The sequence below is a fragment of the Duganella sp. Root198D2 genome (assembly GCF_001428585.1).
In the GTDB taxonomy this organism is placed as follows: domain Bacteria; phylum Pseudomonadota; class Gammaproteobacteria; order Burkholderiales; family Burkholderiaceae_D; genus Rugamonas.
Map to the genome: position 1 here is coordinate 107,488 of NZ_LMIC01000006.1, position 22,150 is coordinate 129,637.

The window sequence follows — 22,150 nt, forward strand, 5'->3', positions numbered from 1 at the left end:
AGGGCCCTTCTTTGTTCCTGCCAGGCAGGGATCAAGCCATGTTCGGCTCGCGGCCGCGGCCGGTAAACAGGCCGAACAGCTTCTTGAGCAAGCGGTACACCAGGCGCACGAAGACCAGCGCCAGGATCGCTTCCACGAAGGTCAGCAGGAAAGCCACTGCGGTATTCCAGCGTTCCTCGCGATACTTGAACTTGGCCACCATGCTGTCGCGGGTGATCTCGATGCTGTCGTAGAAGGTCGGCACGACCAGCAGGGTCAGCAGGGTCGACGTGATGGTGCCGCCGATAATCGCTACCGCCATCGGACGGTAGAACTCACCGCCCTCGCCCATGCCGATGGCCACCGGCATCATGCCCGCGATCAGTGCAAAGGTCGTCATCAGGATCGGACGCAGGCGCATGCGGCCGGCATACATCAGCGCGTCTTCGCGGCCATAGCCTTCTTCTTCACGCTTGCGCGCCGCGTCGAGCAGCAGGATGGCGTTCTTGGCGACCAGGCCCATCAGCATGATGACGCCGATAAAGCTCATCAGGTTCAAGGTGCCGCCGGTCAGCAGCAGGCCCACCACCACACCAATCAGCGACAGCGGCAGGGACAGCATCACCGCGCCCGGTGCCGTGAAGGAGCCGAACTGCATCACCAGCACCAGGTACATCAGGCCGATGCCGGACACCAGGGCGATGCCCATTGCGCCGAACACTTCCGCCTGGTCCTTGCCGGAGCCGCCCACGTCCATGCCGAAGCCCGGCGGATAGTCCATTTGCGTTGCCAGCTTGCGCGCTTCCTCGATCACTTCACCGTTCGAGCGGCCTTCCACGTTGGCCGAGACCGACACCATGCGCTTGCCGTTCTTGTGGCGGATGGTGGCCGGGCCCTTGCCCATGGTGATCTTGGCGATCTGGTCCAGCGGGACCATCTGGTTGGTGCCGGAAACTGCGATCGGCAGGCGCTCGATATTGTCCGGGCTGACACGGTCGTCCGGATGCAGGCGCACGGCCACGTCGCGGGTTTCGCCGGTCGGATCGACCCAGTCGCCCACTTCGATACCGGCAAAGGCCACGCGCAGCGACTGTGCCGCATCGCCGGCGGAAATCCCCATCGAGTTGGCCAGGCCGCGGTTCAGTTCAATCTGCAGCTCGTCCTTCGGATCCTGCTCGGACAGGCCGACATCGACCGCACCTTTCACCTGGCGCAGCTTCTCCATGTACTGGTTGGTGATCTCCATCAGCTTGCGCGAATCCGGGCCGACAAAGTCGATCTGCACCGGCTTGCGGGCGCCGTTGTTGATGTCTTCCAGCACCACGAATTCGCCGCCCACCAGGCCGGCCAGCTTCTGGCGCAGCTCCATGCCGATTTCGGTTGCGTCGCGTTTGCGCTCGCCGCGCTTGCCGATGTCGACCCAGATGCGGCCGCCCGACAGGTTGACGTAGGTGCTGGTCGCCTTCACCTCTTTAATGGTGTGGGCGATCTGCGCGGCCTTGTCCATCTTGGTCTTGGTGTATTCCAGGCTGGACGAAGACGGGGTGCGGACGTCGATGGCAATGGTGCCGAAGTCCACTTTCGGCAGGAAGCTGGAGCCGCCCAGGGTGCCTTGCAAAGCCAGCGCGCCGATGAAGGTTGCCACGGCAATCACGGCCATCCAGCGGCGGTGGTGCAGCGCCCAGGCAATCACCTTGCCGTAACGGTCGGCCTGGTGGTCGAACCAGTGGTTGAACTTGTCCAGCACCTTGCCGATGCCCGTCTTCGGCGCGTTGTGGTGGTCCGCCGGGTCGCCCCAGTAGGCCGACAGCATCGGGTCCAGCGTGAAGGAGATGAACAGCGATACGGCCACCGAGCAGGTCACGGTCAGCGCGAAGGGACGGAACCATTCGCCCGGCATGCCGCCCATGAAGGCGACCGGGATGAACACGGCCATGATGGAGAAGGTGGTCGCGGCCACGGCCAGGCCGATTTCGGCCGTGCCTTCCAGCGCTGCCTTGCGGCGATCGGAGCCGTTCTGCATATGGCGCACGATGTTTTCACGCACCACGATCGCATCGTCGATCAGCACACCGATCGCCAGCGACAGGCCGAGCAGGGTCATGAAGTTCAGCGTGAAGCCGCACAGCCACACTGCAATGAAGGCCGCCACCACCGAGGTAGGCAGCGACAGCGCGGTAATCAGGGTCGAACGCCAGGAATTCAGGAAGGCGTACACCACGAAGATGGTCAGTACGGCGCCGAACACCAGCGCCTCGATCACGTTGTTGAGTGAATCCTGCGCGTCTTCGCCGCCGTCGCGCGTCACTTCCAGCGCAGTGCCCTGGCCTTCTTCCTTGAATTCCTTGTTGATGTCGTCGGTCAGCTTGCGCACGGCCTTGGCCACCGACACGGTTGACGCGTCGCGGGCGCGGATCACGGCCAGGCCGACGTTCGGCTTGCCCGAACGCAGGCTGACGTTATTGATTTCGGCAAAGCCGTCTTCGATGGTTGCCACCTGGCCCAGGCGGATCAGCTGGTCGCCGTTGCGCTTGACCACGATGTCCTTGAATTCTTCCGGACGCTCGATACGGCCCACCAGGCGGATCGCCTTCTCTTCCAGGTCGCCGCGCACCTTGCCCACCGGGGCATTGGTGTTCTGCATGCGCACCGCGTTGGCCACTTCGGCCACCGAGACGTTGAACTCGCGCAGCTTGTCGGCGCGCAGCAGCACCGACAATTCGCGCCGCAGCGAGCCGTTGACGTTGACCACCGCCACGCCATCCAGCGCGCGGTAGCGGTCAGCCAGCTTGTCCTCGGCAATGCGCGACAATACGGCGTGCGACTGGGTCTTGGAGGACAGCGACATCTGCATGATCGGGTCGGCCGAGGTGTCGATCCGCTGGATCATCGGCTCGCGCATCTCGGTCGGCAGCTTGTAGCGTACCGCAGCGATGGCATTGCGCACCTCGTCCGACGCTTCGATCAGGTTCTTCTGGAACGTGAAGCGCATTTCGATGGTGGCGCTGCCCTCGCGCGAGGTCGAGTACAGGTCGGTCACGCCGGCAATCGACTGCAGCGATTTTTCCAAGCGGTTGACCACCTCGCGTTCAACCGTTTCCGGCGAAGCGCCCGGATATGGAATGTTGACGATCAACAGCGGAATCTCGACGTCCGGATTCTGGTTGACGCGCAGCTTGGACAAGGCCAGCAGGCCCATGGCCATCATCGCCACGATCAGCACGATCATGGCGACGGGGCGCTTGATACTGAAATTAGAAAGGAACATGGTCTGGTTTCCCCGGTTGCCCTGGATTGCTTTAGTTACCCTTGACGGCATCGGCCGGCACCGAAGCGGAAGCTACCGCCTTGTTCATCTGCAGGTCGACTTTCTGGCCGTCGCGGAAGCCGGAAGCCGGCGTGCGCATCACGATATCGCCCTTGGACAGGCCGGTCTGCACCTGCCAGTTGCCGCTGCGCGCATCGCGGGCACCCATCTGGAGCGTGGCTTTGGCCAGGGCCTTGTCCTTGATCTTCCAGACGTAGGTGGTGTCGCCTTGCTTGACCAGGGCCGATTCCGGCACCATCAGGGCCGAAGTGGTTTCCGCTTCGATGCGGCCCTCGGCGAACAGGCCGGCAACGCGCGGCAGGTTCCTGTCGGCGAAATCGACCAGCACCTCGACCTGGCGGGTCACCGGGTTGGCCGCCGGGTCAACGCGCTTGACCTTGCCCAGGAAGTTCTGGCCGGGATAGCCGTTGATGGCGAACACCACGCCCTGCCCTGCCTTGACCACGCCTACCGAATCGGCGGAGACGCGGCCTTCGAAGCGCATCGACGCCGGGTCGACCACTTTCACCAGCTCCTTGCCGATCTGCGCGGTGTCGCCGGCCGAGACTTTACGCTCGGAGACGATGCCGTCGAACGGCGCGCGCACCAGGGTGCGGGTCAGCTGCTGGTTGGCGGCGACCAGGCGGGCCTTGGCGGCCGACAGGTCGGACTGCGCATTATTGCGGCGCACCTCGGCGTCTTCCAGCACCTGCGAGGACACCATGCCGGAGGCTTTCAGGGTCTTCTGGCGGGCCAGCACGCGCTCGGCCTGGTCCATCGACTGGGTCGAGGCGCGCACCGCTTCCTGGGCCGAGTTCAGCGCATCGCGCAGCGAGGTATCGTCCAGGCGCACCAGCAGGTCGCCTTTCTTGACCGCTTCGCCGTTCTCTTTCAGCACTTGCATGACGACGGCGCCGACTTCGGCGCGCAGGTCGGCCTTGCGTTCAGGCTGGATCGAGCCGGTGACCACCGGGCCGGACGACAGGGCATTGCTTTCCACCGTCACCAGATCTTCAGATGCAACCTGCAGCGTTGCCAGCTTCTTGTCATCGCCCTTGCCTTTCGCGTCGGCAGTCGCCGAAGCGCTGGCCTTGCCGGCTTCAGGCGCTTTGTCGGACTTGCCGCAAGCGACCAGCGCGGATGCAACGGCGAGAGCTAATAGGGTTTTACGCAACATGTGAATCTCCAGTTTGATGGACGGCTTATTTGAATATTGATTGCATACTTCTGCAGCGTGCAAAAGTATCCTTTTACCGAGGGAGAGTGTCAATTCACCAGGGGCCAGACTGCGGGTTTTTAGGGCTGGACTGCAGGATTCGCGGATGAACCGCAAATATGGTGACTGAACGGCAGAGCTGGATTGCTACATTAGTGTAGCAATCCCGGGGTATTTTGCGTATCGCTCAGCGCGGGAACAGGGCGAAAACGATATGGCCCATGGCAATGCCGGTGGCCAGGCCGCCCGTGATCTCGATCACGGTATGGCCCATCCGTTCGCGCAGCCATTGGTGGTGCGTGGCATCCTTGGCCAGGCGGTTGATCGCTGCTGCCTGGCGGCCGACGTGCTGGCGCAGGCTGTTGGCGTCGATGACCACGATAAAGCACAGGGCGACGGCGACGCCGAAGGCTGGGTGGCCGATGCCTTCGCGCAGCGCGATCAGGGTCGCCATGCTGGAAACCACGGCGCTGTGGTTGGATGGGAAACCGCCATTCCCGACCAGGTTGAAGGCCCATTTGCGGGCTTTGATACTGTTAATCAGGAATTTGATCGGACCGACAGTAATCCAGGTCAAAACAGGCGTCAGCAGGTAAGCGAGATCCATTTATAGCGTCCTAAGGTGCAATCCCCCATTATAATCGGCGCACTAACAATATTAATAGCAAGCAAAAATGAAGCATTTCAGGATTTCGATTATTGTCACCATCGTTTTGATGGGGCTGGCCGGCTGGTGGGGCTATAACCATGGCGGCATGTCCGCAGCGATTACGGCGCTGTGGATTACCGGGGTGCTGGGGGTGATGGAAGTCTCGCTCTCGTTTGACAATGCCGTGGTCAACGCCTCGGTGCTGAAGAACTGGAACCCGTTCTGGCAGAAACTGTTCCTGACGGTCGGTATCCTGGTGGCCGTGTTCGGCATGCGCCTGGTCTTCCCGCTGGCCATCGTGGCGGCAGCGACCGGGCTCGACATGATTTCGGTCTGGGATATGGCGCTCAAGACGCCGGAAGTATACTCGCACCACCTGCTGGGCGTGCATGAGGAAGTGGCAGCCTTCGGCGGCGCCTTCCTGCTGCTGGTTTTCCTGAACTTCCTGTTCGATGAAGAAAAGGACGTGCATTGGATCCACTGGTTCGAGGAAAAAGTCGGCAAATACGGCACCGAAAGCCTGGCCGTGCTGCTGACCCTGGTGGCCGTGGTGCTGTGCGTGCAGATGGTGCCGGAAGCCAAGCGCTATACCGTGCTGTATTCGGGCGTGATCGGTACCGCGATCTACGTCGGCGTGGGCTGGATCAGCAGCTTGCTGGAGGAAGAAGGCCATGGCGAGGTCGGCAAGGCTGTGGCCGGCGGTTCGATCGGCGGCTTCCTCTACCTGGAGGTGCTGGACGCTTCGTTCTCCTTCGACGGTGTGATCGGCGCATTTGCCATCACCAGCGACGTGGTGATCATCATGCTGGGCCTGGCGATCGGCGCCATGTACGTGCGTTCGCTGACCGTCTACCTGGTGCACAAGGGCACGCTGGACGAGTTCATTTACCTCGAGCACGGCGCGCACTACGCAATCGGCATCCTGGCGCTGATCATGTTCGCCAGCGTGAAATATCACATTCCGGAGTGGTTCACCGGTCTTTCCGGGGTGGCGTTTATTGCTGTTTCGCTGTGGTCTTCCCTCAAATATAAGAAATTGAATCCCGTGGAGTCTGAATGAGCCGTGTGTTGGTGATTGTTGGCGGCCTGCTGGCCGCCGTGGCGCTGCTGTTTGCAGCGTATGTGTGGCTGGCGTTGAGCTATTCGTATTCGGAGGGTGAACGTGCCGGGTATTTGCAGAAGTTTTCCAAGCGCGGGTGGCTGTGCAAGACCTGGGAGGGGGAAATTCTGCTGACTTCGATGCCGGGCGCGATTCCGGAGAAATTCGAGTTTACCGTGCGCGATGATGCAATCGCGTCGCAGATCGCGGCGGCGGCCGGCAAGCGGGTGGTGCTGCATTATGCGCAGCATAAGGGGGTTCCGACTTCCTGCTTTGGCGATACCCAGTATTTTGTTGAGTCGGTCAACGTTCAGCCTTGAACCGGTAAACCCGTGTCGGACCCGCAGGGTCTGACACTCCCTGGCGGTTTTAGCGGCCGCGCCACACGGCGCCGGCAGTTTCCTTCAGGCGCCCGATCACATCGCGCGCCATCGTCTCGGAATGTTCGTCCGCCGGGTGCGTCGCCTTGTCTTCCATCGCGGTCAGCATATTCTGCGCCGCGTGCTGGCGGCGTGATTCCTGCTCCAGCAGCTTCTTCTTCGATTCCACCATCGCCGCAGTGGTCGCGGTCACGCGGCGCTGCAGCTCGGCATGGGCATGCACGGTATCGACCAGGGTCTTCTGCTCGGCCAGCTTGGCCCATTCCGCCTCGTTGGCAGCGACCTCCGCCGCCTCACGCTGGCGTGCCACTTCGAGCAACTGTTCCTCTGCATCCGCCCGCGCTTTGGCGGCAGCGGCAGCCTTCTTCTCCAGCTCCACGCGCACTTCGATCGCCTTTGCCGCACGCGCCTCGGCCGCATTGGCAGCACGCTGCTGCACCAGCTTCTGGTCGATCAGCGCCAGGGTGTCGCGCTCCTTGGCCACGAATTCCAGCTCGGATTTGAGCAGCGACTCCTCCGCCGCAACGCGCGCTTGCTCGGCCTTGGTACGCTCAACCTGGGCCCTTACCAGCTCGCCGGCCAGGCGCGCCTGGGCGGCGGCCGCTTCGGCAATGGCGGTTTTGTTGGCTGCATCGTGTTCCACCTGCTCGGCCATCGCACGCACAGCGGCAGCTTCCTGCTCGGCTGCCACCTGCAGGCGCGCATCGGCGGCAGCTTTGCGGCGCGCTTCGGCAGCGCCAGCGCGTTCGGCATCGACGCGCGCCTTGGCAGCAGCGGCAGCCACTTCTTCAGCAGCGATGCGTTCGTTCATGGCCGCCAGCGCAGCCTGTTCGGCTTCGGCGCGGCCACGCTGTGCTTCCGCCAGGCGGGCATTGACGGCATCCAGTGCCGCCTGCTCCGCTTCGGCGCGCGCGCGCTCGACATCGGCCAGGCGCACGGCGGCGGCGGCTTTTTCCTGGGCCAGCGCATTGGCTTCTTCAGCGGCAGCCAGCTGGGCGGCCACGGCTTCCCGCTCGATCTTTTCGGCGGAAGCCTGCTCGGCGGCCACCATCACGGAGCGCGCTGACAGCTGCTGGCGCTCGGCCGCGAGGGCGGCGGCACGCTGGTGTTCCTCGGCTTCGATACGGGCCTGCTCGGCGGCGGCCTGCTCGGCCTGTTCGCGCAGCTTGGCCTGCTCCAACGTCAGGGCTTCCACCTCCAGGCGGGCGCGGGTTTCGAAGTCGGCCTGCTGCTCCGCTTCCACGCGGGCCATGGCGATGGCGTGCAGCTGGCGGTCGGTTTCCACCCGGCGCTCGGTGGCGGCGATGATCTGCAGGTCGGCATCGCGGCGCGCCTGGGCAGCGTCGGCGGCCATGGCTTCAACGCGCTCACGGTGCAGGGCGGCGTCGCGGATTTCCTTTTCGGTCTGCAGGCGCAGGTGCAGCGACTGGGCGGCGCTGCGGTCGGATTCGGCCTTGGCCAGGGCGATCTGTTCGCGCTCCTGCTCCAGGTGGGCCAGGGCGCGGGCTTCTTCCAGGGCGCGCACTTCGGCGGCGGCGCGCTTGAAAGCAGCTTCCAGTGCGACCTGGTCGGCGCGCTCGCGCTGGCGGGTTGCTTCCAGCGCTTCGGCTTCGGTATTGGCCAATTGTTCGGCGGTCATGCGGGCCGCGTGGGCCTGGCGCCCATGCTCACGGGCGATGGCGGCCATGCGGGCGTCGGCGGAAGCCACGCCCACCACTTCGTCGTGGGCGGCCTGCACCGCGGCGGCGCGCTCGACAGCTTGCATGCGGGCTTGCTCAGCCTGCACGGCCAGTTCCTCCGCGGCCTTGCTGGCCAGTTCGGTCAGTTTCACCTCTTCCACGACCTGCTCGGCGGCGCGGCGGCGGCTTTCTTCTTCGGCCCTGGCGCGCTGCTCGGCGGCCAGGCGGACCTGGATGTCGGCATCGACGCGGGCACGCAGTTCGGCGGTTTCCTGCTTGACGGCTTCCAGGCGGGCCACGCTGGCGGAGGCGGCAGCACGCAGGGTTTCCAGGCGCTCCTTGTTGACCTTGATCGCTTCTTCGGCAGCTTCGGCATTCTGCACCGCCGCGGCGGCGGCAGCCGATTCCAGGGCGGCGCGGTCTTCCGCCAGGGCGCGGGCGCGGGCTTCAGCCACGGCGCGCGATTCGGCGGCACACTGGGCCTTCGCCTCGGCTTCGACGCGGGCGATCGCCTCGGTGATCGCCTTCATCTCGGCTTTCTCATGCTCAGCACGGTCGTTGGCGACGGTGTTGGTAGTTGGCGGCAGTTGTGCTTGCATGAGGAATCTCGCTTGGCTTGGAGGGTGATGTTGCCATTATCGATGAGACCAGCAGGGGCGAAGCGCGCGAGGAAGGCGGGAAAAGCCCGCCAATTCTCGCGTTGTACTGGTTAAACCGGCCAGAGGGGAGGCTCGTCCATCAGCGCAATCTGCTCGCGCAATTCGAGGATACGATCTTGCCAGTATCGTTGTGTATTAAACCACGGAAAAGCCACCGGAAACGCAGGATCGTCCCAACGCCGCGCCAGCCAGGCCGAGTAGTGGATCAGGCGCAACGTGCGCAGCGCTTCCACCAGGTACAGCTGGCGCGGGTCGAATTCGCGCATATCCTCGTATCCGGCCAGGATATCGCCCATCTGGCGCACCATGTCGCTGCGTTCGCCGGACAGCATCATCCACAGGTCTTGCACTGCCGGGCCCATGCGCGCATCGTCGAAGTCGACGAAATGCGGGCCGGCGTCGGTCCACAAAACATTGCCACCATGGCAATCGCCGTGCAGGCGGATCAACTCCACCTGCCCTGCCCGCTGGTAGCAGCGCCGCACACCGTCCAGCGCCTGGTCGACCACCGAACGCCAGGGCGTGACCAGCTCCGGCGGCAGGAAGCCGCTGGCCAGCAGCCAGTCGCGCGGCTCTTCGCCGAAGGAAGCGAGGTCCAGCGTGGGTCGGGTAGCGAAGGGCCTTGCCGCACCGGCGGCGTGGATACGGCCGATAAAGCGGCCAGTCCATTCCAGTACCTTGGGGTCGTCCATTTCGGGCGCCCGTCCCCCGTGGCGCGGGAACACGGCAAAGCGGAAGCCCTCGAGTTCATGCAAGGTACGGCCATCGCGCTCGAGCGCCGGCACGGCCGGTACCTCGCGCTCTTGCAACTCTTGCACAAAGGCATGCTCCTCCAGGATCTGCTGGCTGGTCCAGCGCCCGGGGCGATAAAACTTGGCCACCACCGGCGGCCCTTCCTCCATGCCCACCTGGTAGACACGGTTTTCATAGGAGTTCAGCGCCAGCAGGCGGCCATCGCCATACAGGCCGATGCTGGCCAGGGCGTCGAGTACCCGGTCCGGGCTCAAATCTAAGAATGGGTGCGTCATTCTCGCTATTGTAAGGGCCAGGGCGTATACTGTCGCCCTTCGACCCAATATATAAAGCGCCAAGCCATGCAACTCGACCAGCCATTGACCGACAAAGAATTCGACGAACTCGACAACTTCCTGCTGGGCGACCAGAGCCCGGAGGATTCCATGACGATGGACCACCTGCATGGCTTCCTGACCGCCATCGCCATCGGCCCGGAACCGATCACCCCGGCCGAATGGCTGCCAAGCATCTGGGGCGAAGACCGCAAGGATGGCCCGAAGTTCAAGAACCCGAAGCAGGAAGAGCGCATCTACAACCTGATCACCCGCTTCATGAACGAAGTGCTGGTCACCTTTGAAGTGGCGCCGAAGGAGTTCGAGCCGCTGTTCGTCGAGCACGAGCACGAAGGCAAGGTCCTGCTGAACGCAGAAGCCTGGTGCTGGGGCTTCTGGGAAGGCATGGAACTGCGCGAAGGCTCCTGGGACGAGATCTGGGATTCGGAAGCCGCGCCGCTGATGCGCGCCATCTACCTGCTGGGCGCCGACGAGATCAAGCCGGAAGAACTGGCGGAAGTGGAAGACCCGGTGAAAGCGCACCAGCTGGCGCTGGACATCGAAGCCAACCTGCCGGCCATCCACAAATGGTGGGTACCGCGCCGCAAGACCGGCGTCACCACCGTCAAGCACGAAGAGCCGAAAGTCGGCCGCAACGACGATTGCCCATGCGGCAGCGGCAAGAAGTACAAGAAGTGCCACGGCGCCGAGCAGTAAGCCGCATCATCTCAAATGTCCCCCTTGGGGTCAGGAAGGAAAGTGGACATTCTCCTTGAAAATGTCCACATTCGTTCCTGACCCCAAGGCGGACATTCTGTTCTGCAGGTAGGGATTCTCTCCAACTTCCACTCTGGCGCACAGTGCAAGGTTTGCTCCTTGGCACGTGGTGCAGTACCGCGCTAGACTTGGCTGACCGACCCGGAGCGATGCACTGCATGCAGATAGTCTCTTCCGCTTTGCCAGCCATACCTGTCCTGCTGTGCGGCAGTGGCGGTCGCTTATGCGCTGTGCCCCTGTCCCACGTCGGCGAAACATTGCGCGCCCTGCCCGTTACGCCCGTTCCCGATATGCCGCCCTGCGTGCTGGGCGCCAGCATGTTGCGCGGTGCTGCGGTGCCGGTCATCTCCCTGTCGGCCTTGCTCGGCGCGCCGCCGGGCGAGCCGGCCCGCTTCGTCAGCCTGCGCCTTGGCGAGCGTTGCGCGGCGCTGGCGGTCGACGAAGTGATCGGCGTGCATGCGTTGCCGGCCGCCTTGCTGGACCAGACCCCCCCTTTGCTCAACGGCGGCGCTGAAGCCCAGGTTGCGGGCATCAGCGCGCGCGATGCGGAGTTGCTGGTGGTACTGCGCGCCGCACGCGCCGTGCCCGAGGACGTATGGCAGGCGCTGGCTGCACCAGCGGAATTGAAATGAACGCCCCGGCCGCGCCGCTGGAAGTGGCGCGCTTTCGTACCCTGCTGGCCGAGCGCCTGGGGCTGGACTTCGACGAACACAAGCTCACGACCCTGGCCAAGGTACTCGATAGCTGCAGCGGCGGCGATCGCCAGCGCATCCTGGCCGACCTGGCGGGCACGGCGCCGGCCGACAGCCTGCTGTCACGGCTGGCGACGGAACTGACTGTCACCGAGACCTACTTCTTCCGCAGCGGCGACCAGTTGCGCGCCTTCGGCGAACTGGCCTTGCCGGAACGCCAGCAGTTGCGCGGCCGGGCCGAAGTGCTCTCGGCCGGCTGCGCCTCCGGCGAAGAGCCGTTTTCACTGGCGATGATGGCGCGCTCCTGCGGGCGCGACAGCTGCCTGTCGCTGCATGCCTTCGATGCCAACCCTGCGATGCTGGCGCGCGCTGCGCGGGCGCGCTATTCGACCTGGTCGCTGCGCGAACTGCCGGACGACTGGCGGCCCTGGCTGCAGCCCGACGGCGAGCAATTCCAGCTGGCGCAGGAAATCCGGCGCGCAGTACGCTTCGAGCAGCGCAACCTGGCGCTGGACGACCCGGCCTTCTGGCAGCCGGGCCGCTTCGATATCGTATTCTGCCGCAACGTCCTGATGTACTTTACGCCGCAGCAGTCGCAGGCCGCCGTGGCGCGCATCGCGCGCGCGCTGGCGCCGGGCGGCTACCTGTTCCTGGGCCATGCCGAAACGCTGCGCGGCCTGTCCAACGATTTCCGCCTGTGCCACAGCCACGGCACCTTCTATTACCAGCGCAGCGCAGGCGGCGAGCAGGCGATGCCGGCGCTGCCGGCGGCCGCCCAGCCGATGCCGGTGTTGCGCCCGGCCACGCCGCCCGAACCGCTGTGGGCCGAGCAAATCGAACGCGCCAGCCGGCGCATCGACGCACTGGCCAGCAGCGCGCGCGCGGCGCCGCCCTGTACGCCGGCCACGCCCGACCTGCAAATGGCGATGGCCAGCCTGCACCAAGAGCGTTTCGGCCAAGTACTGGAACACATCGGCAAACTGCCGCCGCAACATGCCGCCGATCCGGACGTGCTATTGCTGAAAGCCGTGACACAAGCGCAATCGGGCACGGTAGCGCGGGCGCGCGAAACCTGCGCTGCCCTGCTCGGGCGCGATGCCCTGCATGCCGGCGCCCATTATGTGCTGGCGCTATGCGAGGAAATGGACGGCGAACTGGCGGCAGCACTGGACCATTACCAGGGTGCTGCCTACCTGGCGCCTGGCTTCGCCATGGCGCGCCTGCAGGCTGGCCGCCTGCTGCGCCGCCTTGGCCAGCCGGAAGCTGCGCGGCGGGAACTGGCGCTGGCAGCGCAGATGCTGGAAGGAGAAGACGCCGCGCGCCTGCTGCTGTTCGGCGGCGGCTTCCCGCGCGCGGCCCTGCTCTCGCTATGCCTGGCCGAATTGGCGACAATGGGAGCGGCATCGTGACCGGGCAGAACGTACTGGCCGCCAGTGCGCGCGCCCTGAAGGAAGAATTCGACCGCACCTTTGCGCTGCCGCCCGCCGTCGCCGACGCCGGCGCCCAGCAAATACTGGCGATCCGCGCCGGTGGCCAGACGCTGGCGTTGCGCCTGTCGGACTTGCGCGGCCTGTACGTGGACCGGCGCCTGCAAGCGCTGCCTTCGCGCCTGCCGGAGCTGCTCGGCCTGACCGGCTTGCGGGGCCAGGCGGTGCCGGTGTTCGACTTGGCTGCCCTGCTCGGCCACCCGCCGCAGTGCGCGCCGCGCTGGCTGGCACTGGCCGCGGGCCGCCACAGCGCCGCCTTCGCTTTCGAGCAGTTCGAGGCGCACCACGCGGTGCGGCCTGACGATTTCCTGGACAACGCGGTACGCATGGATGGCGTGCCGCGCACCCTGGTCAGCCTGCCATCCTTGATCGACGCACTGGAACGGCGCTGCCAGCGCCTGGGGAGCACATCGCCATGAACGGAAATTGGACTTTCGGACGCAAGCTGGCCACTGGCTACGCTGTGATGGCCGCACTGGCCCTGCTGATCTGCATCGTGGCCGTGCTGGCGCTGCGTTCGGCGGTGGCAGGACAGGAACGGGTGATCAGCGTCAACGCCCAGATGATGCTGGAGGTAGAGCGCTGCAACGGCCAGGCCGAGCGCATGTCGGCCAATGTGCGCGGCTACCTGCTGTCGCCGGAGCGGCGCTTCCTCGACAACTTCAACGAGGCGCGTGCCGAATTCTTCAAGGTCACCGGCCGCATCCGCACCCTGGCGAGCAGCGACAGCGAGCGCAAGGGATTGACCGAGATCGAGCACAGCGCCAACAGCTACCGCGAGGCAGCCGAGCGCCTGCTGGCGCTGGCCGATACCCGGCCCGGTGTGGCCGAGCTGGTGCGCGCCTTCGACGAGCGCCTGCTGCCGACGCGCGAGGCACTGGGCAAGGCGCTCGAAATGCTGGATGCGCAGGAGGAGCAGCAGTTGGAGACGGCCAAGCGCGAGGCCGCCGAGCTCACTGCCAATGCCACCATGGGGGTGACCGTGCTGGCGGCCATCCTGCTGGCGCTGGCGGTGCTGCTGGCTGTGCTGTTGTCGCGCACCCTGGGGCGCCAGATCGGCGCCGCGGTCGGCCATGTGCAGAGTTCCTCGGCCGAACTGCAGGCGGCGGCCAGCCAGCAGGCTTCCGGCGCCAAGGAGCAGGCCGGCGCCATGACCGAGATCAGCACCACCATCAGCGAGCTGGTGGCCACCTCGCGCCAGATTGCCGAAAGCGCGCAGCGCGTGGCGCAGATCGCCGAGCAGACCGCGCAGGGCGCGAAAGCGGGTGACACTATCGTCGAACAGGGCCAGGAGGCGATCGGCGGCATCCGGCGCCAGATCGACACGGTGGTCAGCCACATGCTGGACCTGGGCCGCAAATCGCAGGAAATCGGCGCCGTGCTCGATATCGTCTCCGAGCTGGCCGAGCAGACCAATATCCTGGCCATCAACGCCACCATCGAAGCCAGCGGCGCCGGCGAATCGGGCAAGCGCTTTGCCGTGGTGGCGGAAGAGATCCGCAAGCTGGCCGACCGGGTAGCCGCTTCCACCAAGGGCATCCGCAGCCAGATCGAGGATGTGCGCGGCGCCGTCAACACCACGGTAATGGCAACCGAGAGCGGCGCCAAGGCGGTCGATGCCGGCGCCCGCCAGTTTGCCGAAGTGGCGGCGGCTTTCCGCCAGATTGCGGAGCTGGTGGTCACGACCACCGAGGCGGCGCGCGAGATCGAACTGTCCACCAAGCAGCAGGCCAGCGCGGCCGAACAGGTGCGCATCGCCGTCACCGACGTGGCGCAAGCCACGCAGGAAACCGAAGCCAGTTCGGCGCAAACGCTGCAAACCGCGTCGCAACTGGCCACCCTGTCGCTCGACTTGCGGCGCTTGGTGCAGCCGCAGGCCAGCGCTGCCTGATTCCCGTCCCGCCATGGCCGCCGATCCCTACCGCTACTTCCGCATCGAGGCACGCGAGCTGCTGGAGCAGCTCAACGCCGGCGTGCTGGCGTTGGAAGGCGCTGCCGGAACCAGCGAGGCCGTGGCGCGCCTGCTGCGCCTGGCCCATACCCTGAAAGGCGCGGCGCGCGTGGTGCGCCAGGCGGAGATCGCGGACCTGACGCACCGCGTCGAGGACTGGCTGGCGCCGCTGCGTCCGGGCGGCATGGCTCTGGCGCGCGAGCAGGCCGACCAGGTGCTGGCAGCACTGGACCGCATCGGCGCCTTGCTCGAACAGTTGCCGCGGCCCGATGCGCCCGCCCCGGCACCGGTGGTGCAGGCCGGCATTGCGGTGGCGCCCGCCGCTGCGCCCCAGGCGTCTGCTCTGCCGCCAGCCCCGCCGCGCCTGGCGCGCGCCGACCTGGTGGAAGTGGACAGCCTGCTGGAAGGGCTGGGCGAGATCGGCAGCGAGCTGGAAGGCCTGCGCCAACTGGCCTCCCAGCTGGAGGCGGCGGCGCGCGTGCCGCTGCTTGCGCCCGGCCTGGCGCGCCAGCGCCTGGCGCAGATGGAGCGCGGCCTGGCCGGCGGTATCGAGCGCATCGACCGCGAGCTGCGCCAGGCGCGCGATGCCGCCGAGCGTTTGCGCCTGGTGCCGGCCTCCAGCATGTTCGGCGTGCTGGAACGGGCGGTGCGCGATGCGGCGCAGGGCCAGGGCAAGCAGGTGGCGTTGGAAGCGGCGGCCAGCAGCTTGCGGCTGGAAGGGGAAGTGCTGGAACTGGTGCTGGGCAGCCTGGTGCAACTGGTGCGCAATGCGGTGGCGCACGGCATCGAAGCGGCGCCGGAGCGGCGCGCTGCAGGCAAGCCGGCGGGCGGGCGCATCACGCTGGCGGCCGGGCGGCGCGGCACGCGCGCCTGGTTCCGCTGCGGCGACGACGGGCGCGGGGTGGACCTGGCGGCGGTGCGCGCCGTGCTGGCGCAGCGCGGCGAAGCAGCCGCCGACCTGGCTGCACTGGGCCCCGGCCACCTGCTGGCGCGCCTGTTCGAGGGCGGTATTTCCACCCGCAGCACGGTGTCCGAACTGGCCGGGCGCGGCGTCGGTCTGGACGTGGTGCGCGACGCCATGGCGCGGCTGGGCGGCAGCGTGCAAGCGAGCAGCGGCCCGCATGGCACCGTGGTCGAGCTGTTGGTGCCGATGTCGCTGGCGGCGCTCGACGTGCTGATGGTGGAAGCGGAAGGCCGCCTGCTGGCATTGCCGCTCGATGCAGTAAGGGGCGCGGCGCGCGTGGCGCCAGGCCAGGTACTGGCCGGTGCCGAGGGCGACGCCATCGAGTTCGGCGGCCAGGTGCTGCCTTTCCGGCCGCTGGCGCTGGGCATGGGATCAAGGGCCGCCATGCAGCGTGCCGGGCATGCCTGCAGCGCGGTGGCGCTGGCGCCGGCGCAGGGTGCGGCCAGTGCGCTTGGCGTCACGCGGCTGGCCGGCATCGACAGCGTGGTGCTGCTGGCGCCGCCGCCGCTGGCGGCGGCCGAGGCCTGCGTGCTGGGCCTGTACCTGGACGATGCCGGCGATCCCGGCCTGGTGCTCGATCCCGACCATTTGGCAGCGGCGCTGGCGGCGCACGCGCGGCGCGACAGCGCGGCGCCCGGGCCCGACAAACCGATCCTGGTGGTGGACGATTCGCTCACCACCCGCATGCTCGAGCGCAGCATCCTGGAGGCGGCCGGCTACCGCGTCGAGCTGGCCGCCTGCGCCGAGGAAGGCCTGGCGCTGGCCGCGCAAAACGACTACGGCCTGGTACTGGTCGACGTGGAAATGCCGGGCATGGACGGCTTCACCTTCATCGAACAGGTGGGCGCCGACCCGCTGCTGCGCCACCTGCCCTGCATCCTGGTCACTTCGCGCGACAGCCCGGCCGACCGCGCGCGCGCGCAGCAGGCCGGGGCGCGCGGGCACATTATCAAAGGCGAGTTCGACCAGGCGCAATTCCTGCGCCAAGTCGGGGAACTGGTGCTGCCATGAAGCGCCTGCGCGTGCTGGTGGTGGAAGATTCGCTGACCATGCGCCGCTTCCTGTGCGAAGCGGTAGCCGCCGATCCCGGTTGCGAATTGGTGGGCGAGGCGGACAACGGCAAGCGCGCCATCGAGTTGTGCCAGGAATTGCGGCCGGATGTGATTTCGCTCGACATGATGCTGCCGGTGATGAGCGGCCTGGCCGCAACTGAATTCATCATGGCTTACGTGCCGACGCCGATCCTGGTGGTGTCGGCCTCAACCAACCGCGGAGAACTGTTCAAGACTTACGAGGCGCTGGCAGCCGGTGCCGTGGACGCGATAGAGAAGCCGCGCGCCGATGAAGACAGCGCAAGCTGGTGCGCCCACTATATCGCCCAATTGCGCCTGATCGCACGGGTACGCGTATTGACCCATGTACGCGGCCGCCTGCAAGCGGGCGACGTCGCGCCGCCGCGCGCCGCGCTGCCCGCGCCGGCATCGGCCACGCTGCCGCGGGTGGCCGCCATCGGCGCCTCCACCGGTGGACCGCGCGCCGTGGTGCAGGTGTTGCGCGGCATCCCGTCCGGCCTCGGCTTGCCGCTGCTGCTGGTGATCCATATCGGAGAGCCTTTCGGCAGCGCCTTTGCCGACTGGCTGGACGGCCAGACGCGGCATCGGGTGCGTCTGGCACGCGACGGCGAAGCGCTCGACCCGGGCGCCGTGTGCGTGGCGCCGCCGGGCCGCCACCTGCGCCTGCGCGGGCGGCGCCTGCAGCTTGAAGACGGGCCGGAACGCCATTCCTGCAAGCCTTCGGTGGATGAATTGTTCGAATCGCTGGCACGCGAATGCGGCGCCGCCTGCGCCGCCGCGCTGCTGACCGGCATGGGCAGCGATGGCGCCGTGGGCTTGGCCGCCATCCGTGCAGTTGGCGGCACCACCATCGCCCAGGATGAAGCGACCAGCGTGGTGTACGGCATGCCGCGCGAAGCGGCACGCCTGGACGCGGCACAGCGCATCCTGCCGCTGGGGGCCATCGGCCCGGCGCTGGCCGCTACCGTAACCACGGGAGTCATGGCATGAACCGGCAAGTGTTGATCGTCGACGACAGCCTGACTGTGCGGGCCGACCTGGAGGAAGCGTTTGCCGCCGCCGGCATCGGCACCGTGCCCAGCGCCAGCCTGGCCGAAGCGCGCGCGGCGCTGGTACGGCCCGACATCGGCCTGATGATCCTCGACGTACTGCTGCCCGACGGCGACGGCATCGACCTGCTGCGCGAGCTGCGCAGCGCCGGCGCCACCCTGCCGGTGCTGGTGCTGTCGACCGAGGCCCAGGTCGGCGACCGCCTGCGCGGGCTGGCGACCGGCTCCTCCGACTACGTCGGCAAGCCCTACGACCGCGATGCGGTGGTGGCGCGCGCCAGCGCCCTGCTGCGGCCGCGCGGCACGGAGCAGCAGGCCGGCGTGCTGCTGATCGACGACAGCCTGACCTTCCGCGAGCACCTGGCGGCGCTGCTGCGCGAGCACGGCTTCACGGTCGACGTGGCCGGCTCCGGCGAGGAAGGCTTGCGCAGCATCGCGCTGCGGCGCCCGGCCGCGGTAGTGGTGGACGGCATGCTGCCCGGCATGGACGGGGCCGAAGTGGTACGCACGCTGCGGCTGGACGCGGCGCTGCGCAGCCTGCCCTGCGTGCTGTTGACTGGCTCCAGCGATGCCCAGGCAGAGCTGCGCGCCCTCGATTCCGGCGCCGACGCCTTCGTGCGCAAGGACGAGGACATTGCCCTCATATTGGCGCGGGTGCGCGCCGTGCTGCGCAAGGCGGCCGACTCGGCGACCGGCGCGCAACACAGCCTGCTCGGTGCGCGGCGCATCCTGGCGGTGGACGATAGCCTGACCTTCCTCGACCAGCTGGCGCAGGCGCTGACGGCCGAAGGCTACGACGTAGTGCTGGCGCGCTCGGGCGAGGAAGCGCTGGAAATGCTGGCGGCGCAAGCCGTCGATTGCGTGCTGCTTGACCGCCTGATGCCCGGCCTGGGCGGCACCGAGACCTGCCGCCGCCTGAAGCAGGATCCGGCCACGCGTGACCTGCCGCTGATCATGCTGACGGCGCTGGAGGACAGCGCGGCCATGATCGAGGGCCTGGCCACCGGCGCCGACGATTACGTACTGAAGTCTGACACCTTCGATGTGCTGAAAGCACGCGTGCGGGCGCAATTGCGGCGCAAGCAGTTCGAGGATGAGAGCCGGAGCATGCGTGCCGAGCTGGCGCGCAAGGAACTGGCGGAAAGCCGCGCCGAGCTGATGACCGAGCTGGAACAGCGCAACCGCGAACTGGAAGGCATGGTGCTGGAACTGCGCGAGCACCAGCGCGAGATCGCCGCCAAGAATCGCCAGCTGGAACAGGCCGACCGCCTGAAATCGGAATTTCTGTCGAATATGTCGCACGAGCTGCGCACGCCGCTCAACGCCATCATCGGCTTTTCCGACCTGCTGGCCGGCGGCATCGTCGGCCCCCTGACGCCGACCCAGCAGAACTGCATCAACCACGTCTCCACCAGTGGCAAGCACCTGCTGTCGCTGATCAACGATATCCTCGACCTGTCCAAGGTGGAAGCCGGCAAGATGGAGCTGCACCTGGAAGCGGTGCCGGCCAGCGAAGTACTGGAAAGCGCGCTCGACATCGTGCGCGAAATGGCGGCCAAGCGCCAGATCGGCCTGGCGTTCACGGCGGCGCAAGGCATCGGGCAACAGTTCCTGGACCTGCGCAAATTCAAGCAGATGGTGTACAACCTGCTGTCGAACGCGGTGAAATTCTGCCGCAGCGGCGGCAGCGTACGGCTGGCTGCGCGCGTGGTCGAGCATGCCGCGCTGGCAGCAGGGCCGCGGCCCGAGTTGCCGACCCGCGTGCTGCCACCGCCACCCGGCCCTTTCCGTCAGTGGCTGGAAGTGCTTGTGAGCGACGACGGCGACGGCATTGCCGCGGACGACCTGGACGTGCTGTTCCAGGCCTTTCGCCAGGTCGATTCATCGATGTCGCGCAACCATGAGGGCACCGGCCTGGGCTTGTCGCTGGTGAGCCGCCTGGCAGCCTTGCACGGCGGCGCGGTGGGCGTTTCCAGCGCGCCCGGGCAAGGCGCCCATTTCGCGCTCTGGCTGCCGCTGCGCAGCAGCCCGCGGGATGCGCCGCCGGCCTGTGCGCCGGATGGCCGGCGCGCGCTAGTGGTGGAAGACGACCCGGCCGCCGCCGACTTGTTGCGGCTGCAACTGGAGGGCGCCGGCTTTACCGTCAGTTGCGCCGCCAGCGCTGCCAGCGCGCTGCAGCTGGCACGCGCGGCGCGGCCCGACCTGATTACGCTCGACCTGATCCTGCCCGACACCAGCGGCTGGTCGGTGCTGCAGCAACTGCGCGCCGAGCCGGGGCTGGGATCGGTGCCGGTGGTGGTAGTGTCGATCCAGGCCGAGGAGATGCACAGCTGCCTGTTGGGTGCCGCCCACTTCCTGCCCAAGCCGGTGCTGCAGGATGACTTGAACCGCGCCCTGTATGCGCTGGGGCTGGGCACCGACCGCCAGCGGGCACCGCATGTGATGATCATCGACGAAAGCGCCAACAGTATTGCGCTGCGCAGCGCGCTGGCGGGGCTGAACTACCAGGTCAGCTACTATGCCGACGGGCCGCAGGCAATGGCCGCCGCACAGTCCGATGCGGTGGACTTGCTGGTCCTGGGTCCGATGCGCGATGAAGCCAGCGGCATGGCCCTGCTCGACGTACTACGCTCGGATATGCACGTGCCGCCGCCGGTGCTGGTGCTGTCAGAGCGCCAGCCAGGCGCGCACGCCAAACCAGGTTTGCCGCAAGGTGGCCTGGACACCCACCAATTCCTGCATGAAGTGGGGCGCGCGCTACGCGCCCGGGAGGCAATGCCATGGCCCGAATCCTGATCATTGAAGATTCGCCGGCGAATATGGAGCTGGCCACGGTGCTGCTGTCGAGCGCCGGGCATGAGTTGTTCCATGCCGACCGCGCCCGGCCCGGCATCGAGATCGCCCGGCAACAGTCCCTGGACCTGATCCTGATGGATATCCAGATGCCCGAGATGGACGGCATCCAGGCCGCCGGGATCCTGCGCGCCGACCCGCGTACGCAAGCCATCCCGCTGGTGGCCCTGACGGCGCTGGCCATGAAGGGCGACCGCGAGCGCCTGATGCAAGCCGGCTTCGACGCCTATATCGAGAAGCCGATCGACTACCGCCAGTTCCTGGTGCAGGTAGCGCAACTGACCGTGCGTTAGCGTACTTACTCTAAAACAATCGCGGTACCGCTGACATAATCGGGCTCCAGACTATAAAGGAGACGTCATGAACATGCCAGCACTGGAAACAGTCGCCATCAGCGTAGAAGCCCACATCGCCACCGTGCGACTGAACCGGCCGGAGAAGTTGAATGCCATGAACCTGGCCATGTGGCACGATATCCGCAGCGCATTCCGCTATGTGGACGACACGCCCGGAATCCGCGTCGCCGTGCTGGAAGCTGAAGGCAAGGCCTTCACGGCGGGCATCGATCTGCAGATGATGATGGGCCTGGGCCAGCAGATCCAGGACGACTGCGATGGCCGCATGCGCGAATCGCTGCGCCGCATCATCCTTGATCTGCAGGACACCCTGACCAGCCTGGAACGCTGCCGCAAGCCGGTACTGGCGGCAGTGCATGGCGCCTGCGTGGGCGGCGGCATCGACCTGATCACCTGCGCCGACATGCGCTACTGCTCGGCGGACGCCTGGTTCTCGATCAAGGAAATCGATATCGGCATGACGGCCGACGTAGGCACCTTGCAGCGCTTACCGCGCCTGGTCGGCGAAGGCATGGCGCGCGAACTGGCCTACACCGCGCGTAAAGTGGATGCGGCGGAAGCGAAGGAAATCCGCCTGGTCAACCGCGTATTCGAATCGCCGCAAGCGCTGCGTGAAGGCGTGCGCGCGATTGCCGCCGGAATTGCCGCCAAGGCTCCGCTGGCCGTGCGCGGCGTGAAAGAGATGATCACTTACGCGCGCGACCATTCGATTGCCGACGGCCTCAATTACAACGCCACCTGGAATGCGGCCATGCTGATGTCGGCCGACCTGCAGGAAGCCATGATGTCCGGCATGGCCAAGCGCGCGCCGGCGTTCAAGGACTGACAGGCATCCCGTCAGCGGCCAGCCTTGCCGGCCTTTTGCCGCTCCTCCCACTTTGCATGTTCACTGTCGTAAGTGGAAAACTCTTCG

The 22,150-nt window shown here is 66.6% G+C and carries 17 protein-coding genes; 12 read left to right on the forward strand and 5 right to left on the reverse strand.

The genetic code is table 11. The features are described 5' to 3' along the window. Positions 1 to 31: 31 nt before the first annotated feature. The 3 genes from ASE26_RS08660 to ASE26_RS08670 all read right to left on the reverse strand — a co-directional run bounded on the left by ASE26_RS08660 (position 32) and on the right by ASE26_RS08670 (position 5,109). Complete coding sequence (locus tag ASE26_RS08660) at positions 32 to 3,247, reverse strand: efflux RND transporter permease subunit (RefSeq protein ID WP_055935262.1); 3,216 nt, start codon at positions 3,245 to 3,247, stop codon at positions 32 to 34. Positions 3,248 to 3,278: 31 nt separating this feature from the next. Then, positions 3,279 to 4,463, reverse strand: a complete 1,185-nt coding sequence (locus ASE26_RS08665; RefSeq protein WP_055935263.1) for an efflux RND transporter periplasmic adaptor subunit — start codon at positions 4,461 to 4,463, stop codon at positions 3,279 to 3,281. Between the two features lie 226 nt (positions 4,464 to 4,689). Beyond that, positions 4,690 to 5,109 (reverse strand): divergent PAP2 family protein, encoded by a 420-nt coding sequence (locus ASE26_RS08670; protein ID WP_055935265.1) that lies wholly within the window; start codon positions 5,107 to 5,109, stop codon positions 4,690 to 4,692. Positions 5,110 to 5,176: 67 nt separating this feature from the next. On the opposite strand from ASE26_RS08670, the gene ASE26_RS08675 reads away from it, so the two are divergent. Then, entirely contained in the window at positions 5,177 to 6,211 is a 1,035-nt protein-coding gene (locus ASE26_RS08675) for a DUF475 domain-containing protein (protein ID WP_055935267.1), read from the forward strand. Beyond that, on the forward strand, positions 6,208 to 6,570 hold the full coding sequence (locus ASE26_RS08680) for a hypothetical protein (protein WP_055935269.1): 363 nt from the start codon (positions 6,208 to 6,210) through the stop codon (positions 6,568 to 6,570). The genes ASE26_RS08675 and ASE26_RS08680 overlap by 4 nt, the downstream gene beginning before the upstream one ends. A gap of 49 nt (positions 6,571 to 6,619) precedes the next feature. Here ASE26_RS08680 and ASE26_RS08685 read toward each other — a convergent pair whose 3' ends face one another. Further along, positions 6,620 to 8,908: a hypothetical protein gene (locus ASE26_RS08685; RefSeq protein WP_057246036.1), complete on the reverse strand. Its 2,289-nt coding sequence runs from the start codon at positions 8,906 to 8,908 to the stop codon at positions 6,620 to 6,622. Positions 8,909 to 9,018: 110 nt separating this feature from the next. Further along, positions 9,019 to 9,996 carry a serine/threonine protein kinase gene (locus tag ASE26_RS08690; RefSeq protein WP_057246039.1) on the reverse strand — a complete coding sequence of 326 codons (978 nt, stop codon included), beginning with the start codon at positions 9,994 to 9,996 and terminating at the stop codon, positions 9,019 to 9,021. A 66-nt stretch (positions 9,997 to 10,062) separates the two neighbouring features. On the opposite strand from ASE26_RS08690, the gene ASE26_RS08695 reads away from it, so the two are divergent. The 10 genes from ASE26_RS08695 (at position 10,063) to ASE26_RS08740 (ending at position 22,063) form a co-directional block, all read left to right on the forward strand. Next, positions 10,063 to 10,752 carry a UPF0149 family protein gene (locus ASE26_RS08695; protein WP_055935275.1) on the forward strand — a complete coding sequence of 230 codons (690 nt, stop codon included), beginning with the start codon at positions 10,063 to 10,065 and terminating at the stop codon, positions 10,750 to 10,752. 218 nt (positions 10,753 to 10,970) lie between these two features. Further along, positions 10,971 to 11,444 (forward strand): chemotaxis protein CheW, encoded by a 474-nt coding sequence (locus ASE26_RS08700; RefSeq protein ID WP_162246596.1) that lies wholly within the window; start codon positions 10,971 to 10,973, stop codon positions 11,442 to 11,444. Next, entirely contained in the window at positions 11,441 to 12,913 is a 1,473-nt protein-coding gene (locus tag ASE26_RS08705) for a CheR family methyltransferase (RefSeq protein ID WP_057246041.1), read from the forward strand. Before ASE26_RS08700 ends, ASE26_RS08705 begins: the two co-directional genes overlap by 4 nt. Then, the gene (locus tag ASE26_RS31025; RefSeq protein ID WP_057246043.1) at positions 12,910 to 13,410 is read left to right on the forward strand and encodes a chemotaxis protein CheW; all 501 of its coding nucleotides are present in this window, start codon (positions 12,910 to 12,912) and stop codon (positions 13,408 to 13,410) included. Before ASE26_RS08705 ends, ASE26_RS31025 begins: the two co-directional genes overlap by 4 nt. Further along, positions 13,407 to 14,882 carry a methyl-accepting chemotaxis protein gene (locus ASE26_RS08715; RefSeq protein ID WP_055935283.1) on the forward strand — a complete coding sequence of 492 codons (1,476 nt, stop codon included), beginning with the start codon at positions 13,407 to 13,409 and terminating at the stop codon, positions 14,880 to 14,882. The genes ASE26_RS31025 and ASE26_RS08715 overlap by 4 nt, the downstream gene beginning before the upstream one ends. 13 nt (positions 14,883 to 14,895) lie before the next feature. Then, positions 14,896 to 16,917 carry a hybrid sensor histidine kinase/response regulator gene (locus ASE26_RS08720; RefSeq protein WP_055935285.1) on the forward strand — a complete coding sequence of 674 codons (2,022 nt, stop codon included), beginning with the start codon at positions 14,896 to 14,898 and terminating at the stop codon, positions 16,915 to 16,917. Then, positions 16,914 to 17,969: a chemotaxis-specific protein-glutamate methyltransferase CheB gene (gene cheB, locus ASE26_RS08725; protein WP_055935287.1), complete on the forward strand. Its 1,056-nt coding sequence runs from the start codon at positions 16,914 to 16,916 to the stop codon at positions 17,967 to 17,969. Before ASE26_RS08720 ends, cheB begins: the two co-directional genes overlap by 4 nt. After that, positions 17,966 to 20,824, forward strand: coding sequence for a response regulator (locus ASE26_RS08730; RefSeq protein ID WP_055935288.1), 2,859 nt, complete (start codon positions 17,966 to 17,968; stop codon positions 20,822 to 20,824). Before cheB ends, ASE26_RS08730 begins: the two co-directional genes overlap by 4 nt. Then, positions 20,809 to 21,174, forward strand: a complete 366-nt coding sequence (locus ASE26_RS08735; RefSeq protein ID WP_055935291.1) for a response regulator — start codon at positions 20,809 to 20,811, stop codon at positions 21,172 to 21,174. Before ASE26_RS08730 ends, ASE26_RS08735 begins: the two co-directional genes overlap by 16 nt. 67 nt (positions 21,175 to 21,241) lie before the next feature. Then, positions 21,242 to 22,063: a crotonase/enoyl-CoA hydratase family protein gene (locus ASE26_RS08740; protein ID WP_229207254.1), complete on the forward strand. Its 822-nt coding sequence runs from the start codon at positions 21,242 to 21,244 to the stop codon at positions 22,061 to 22,063. The last annotated feature ends 87 nt before the right edge of the window (positions 22,064 to 22,150 follow it).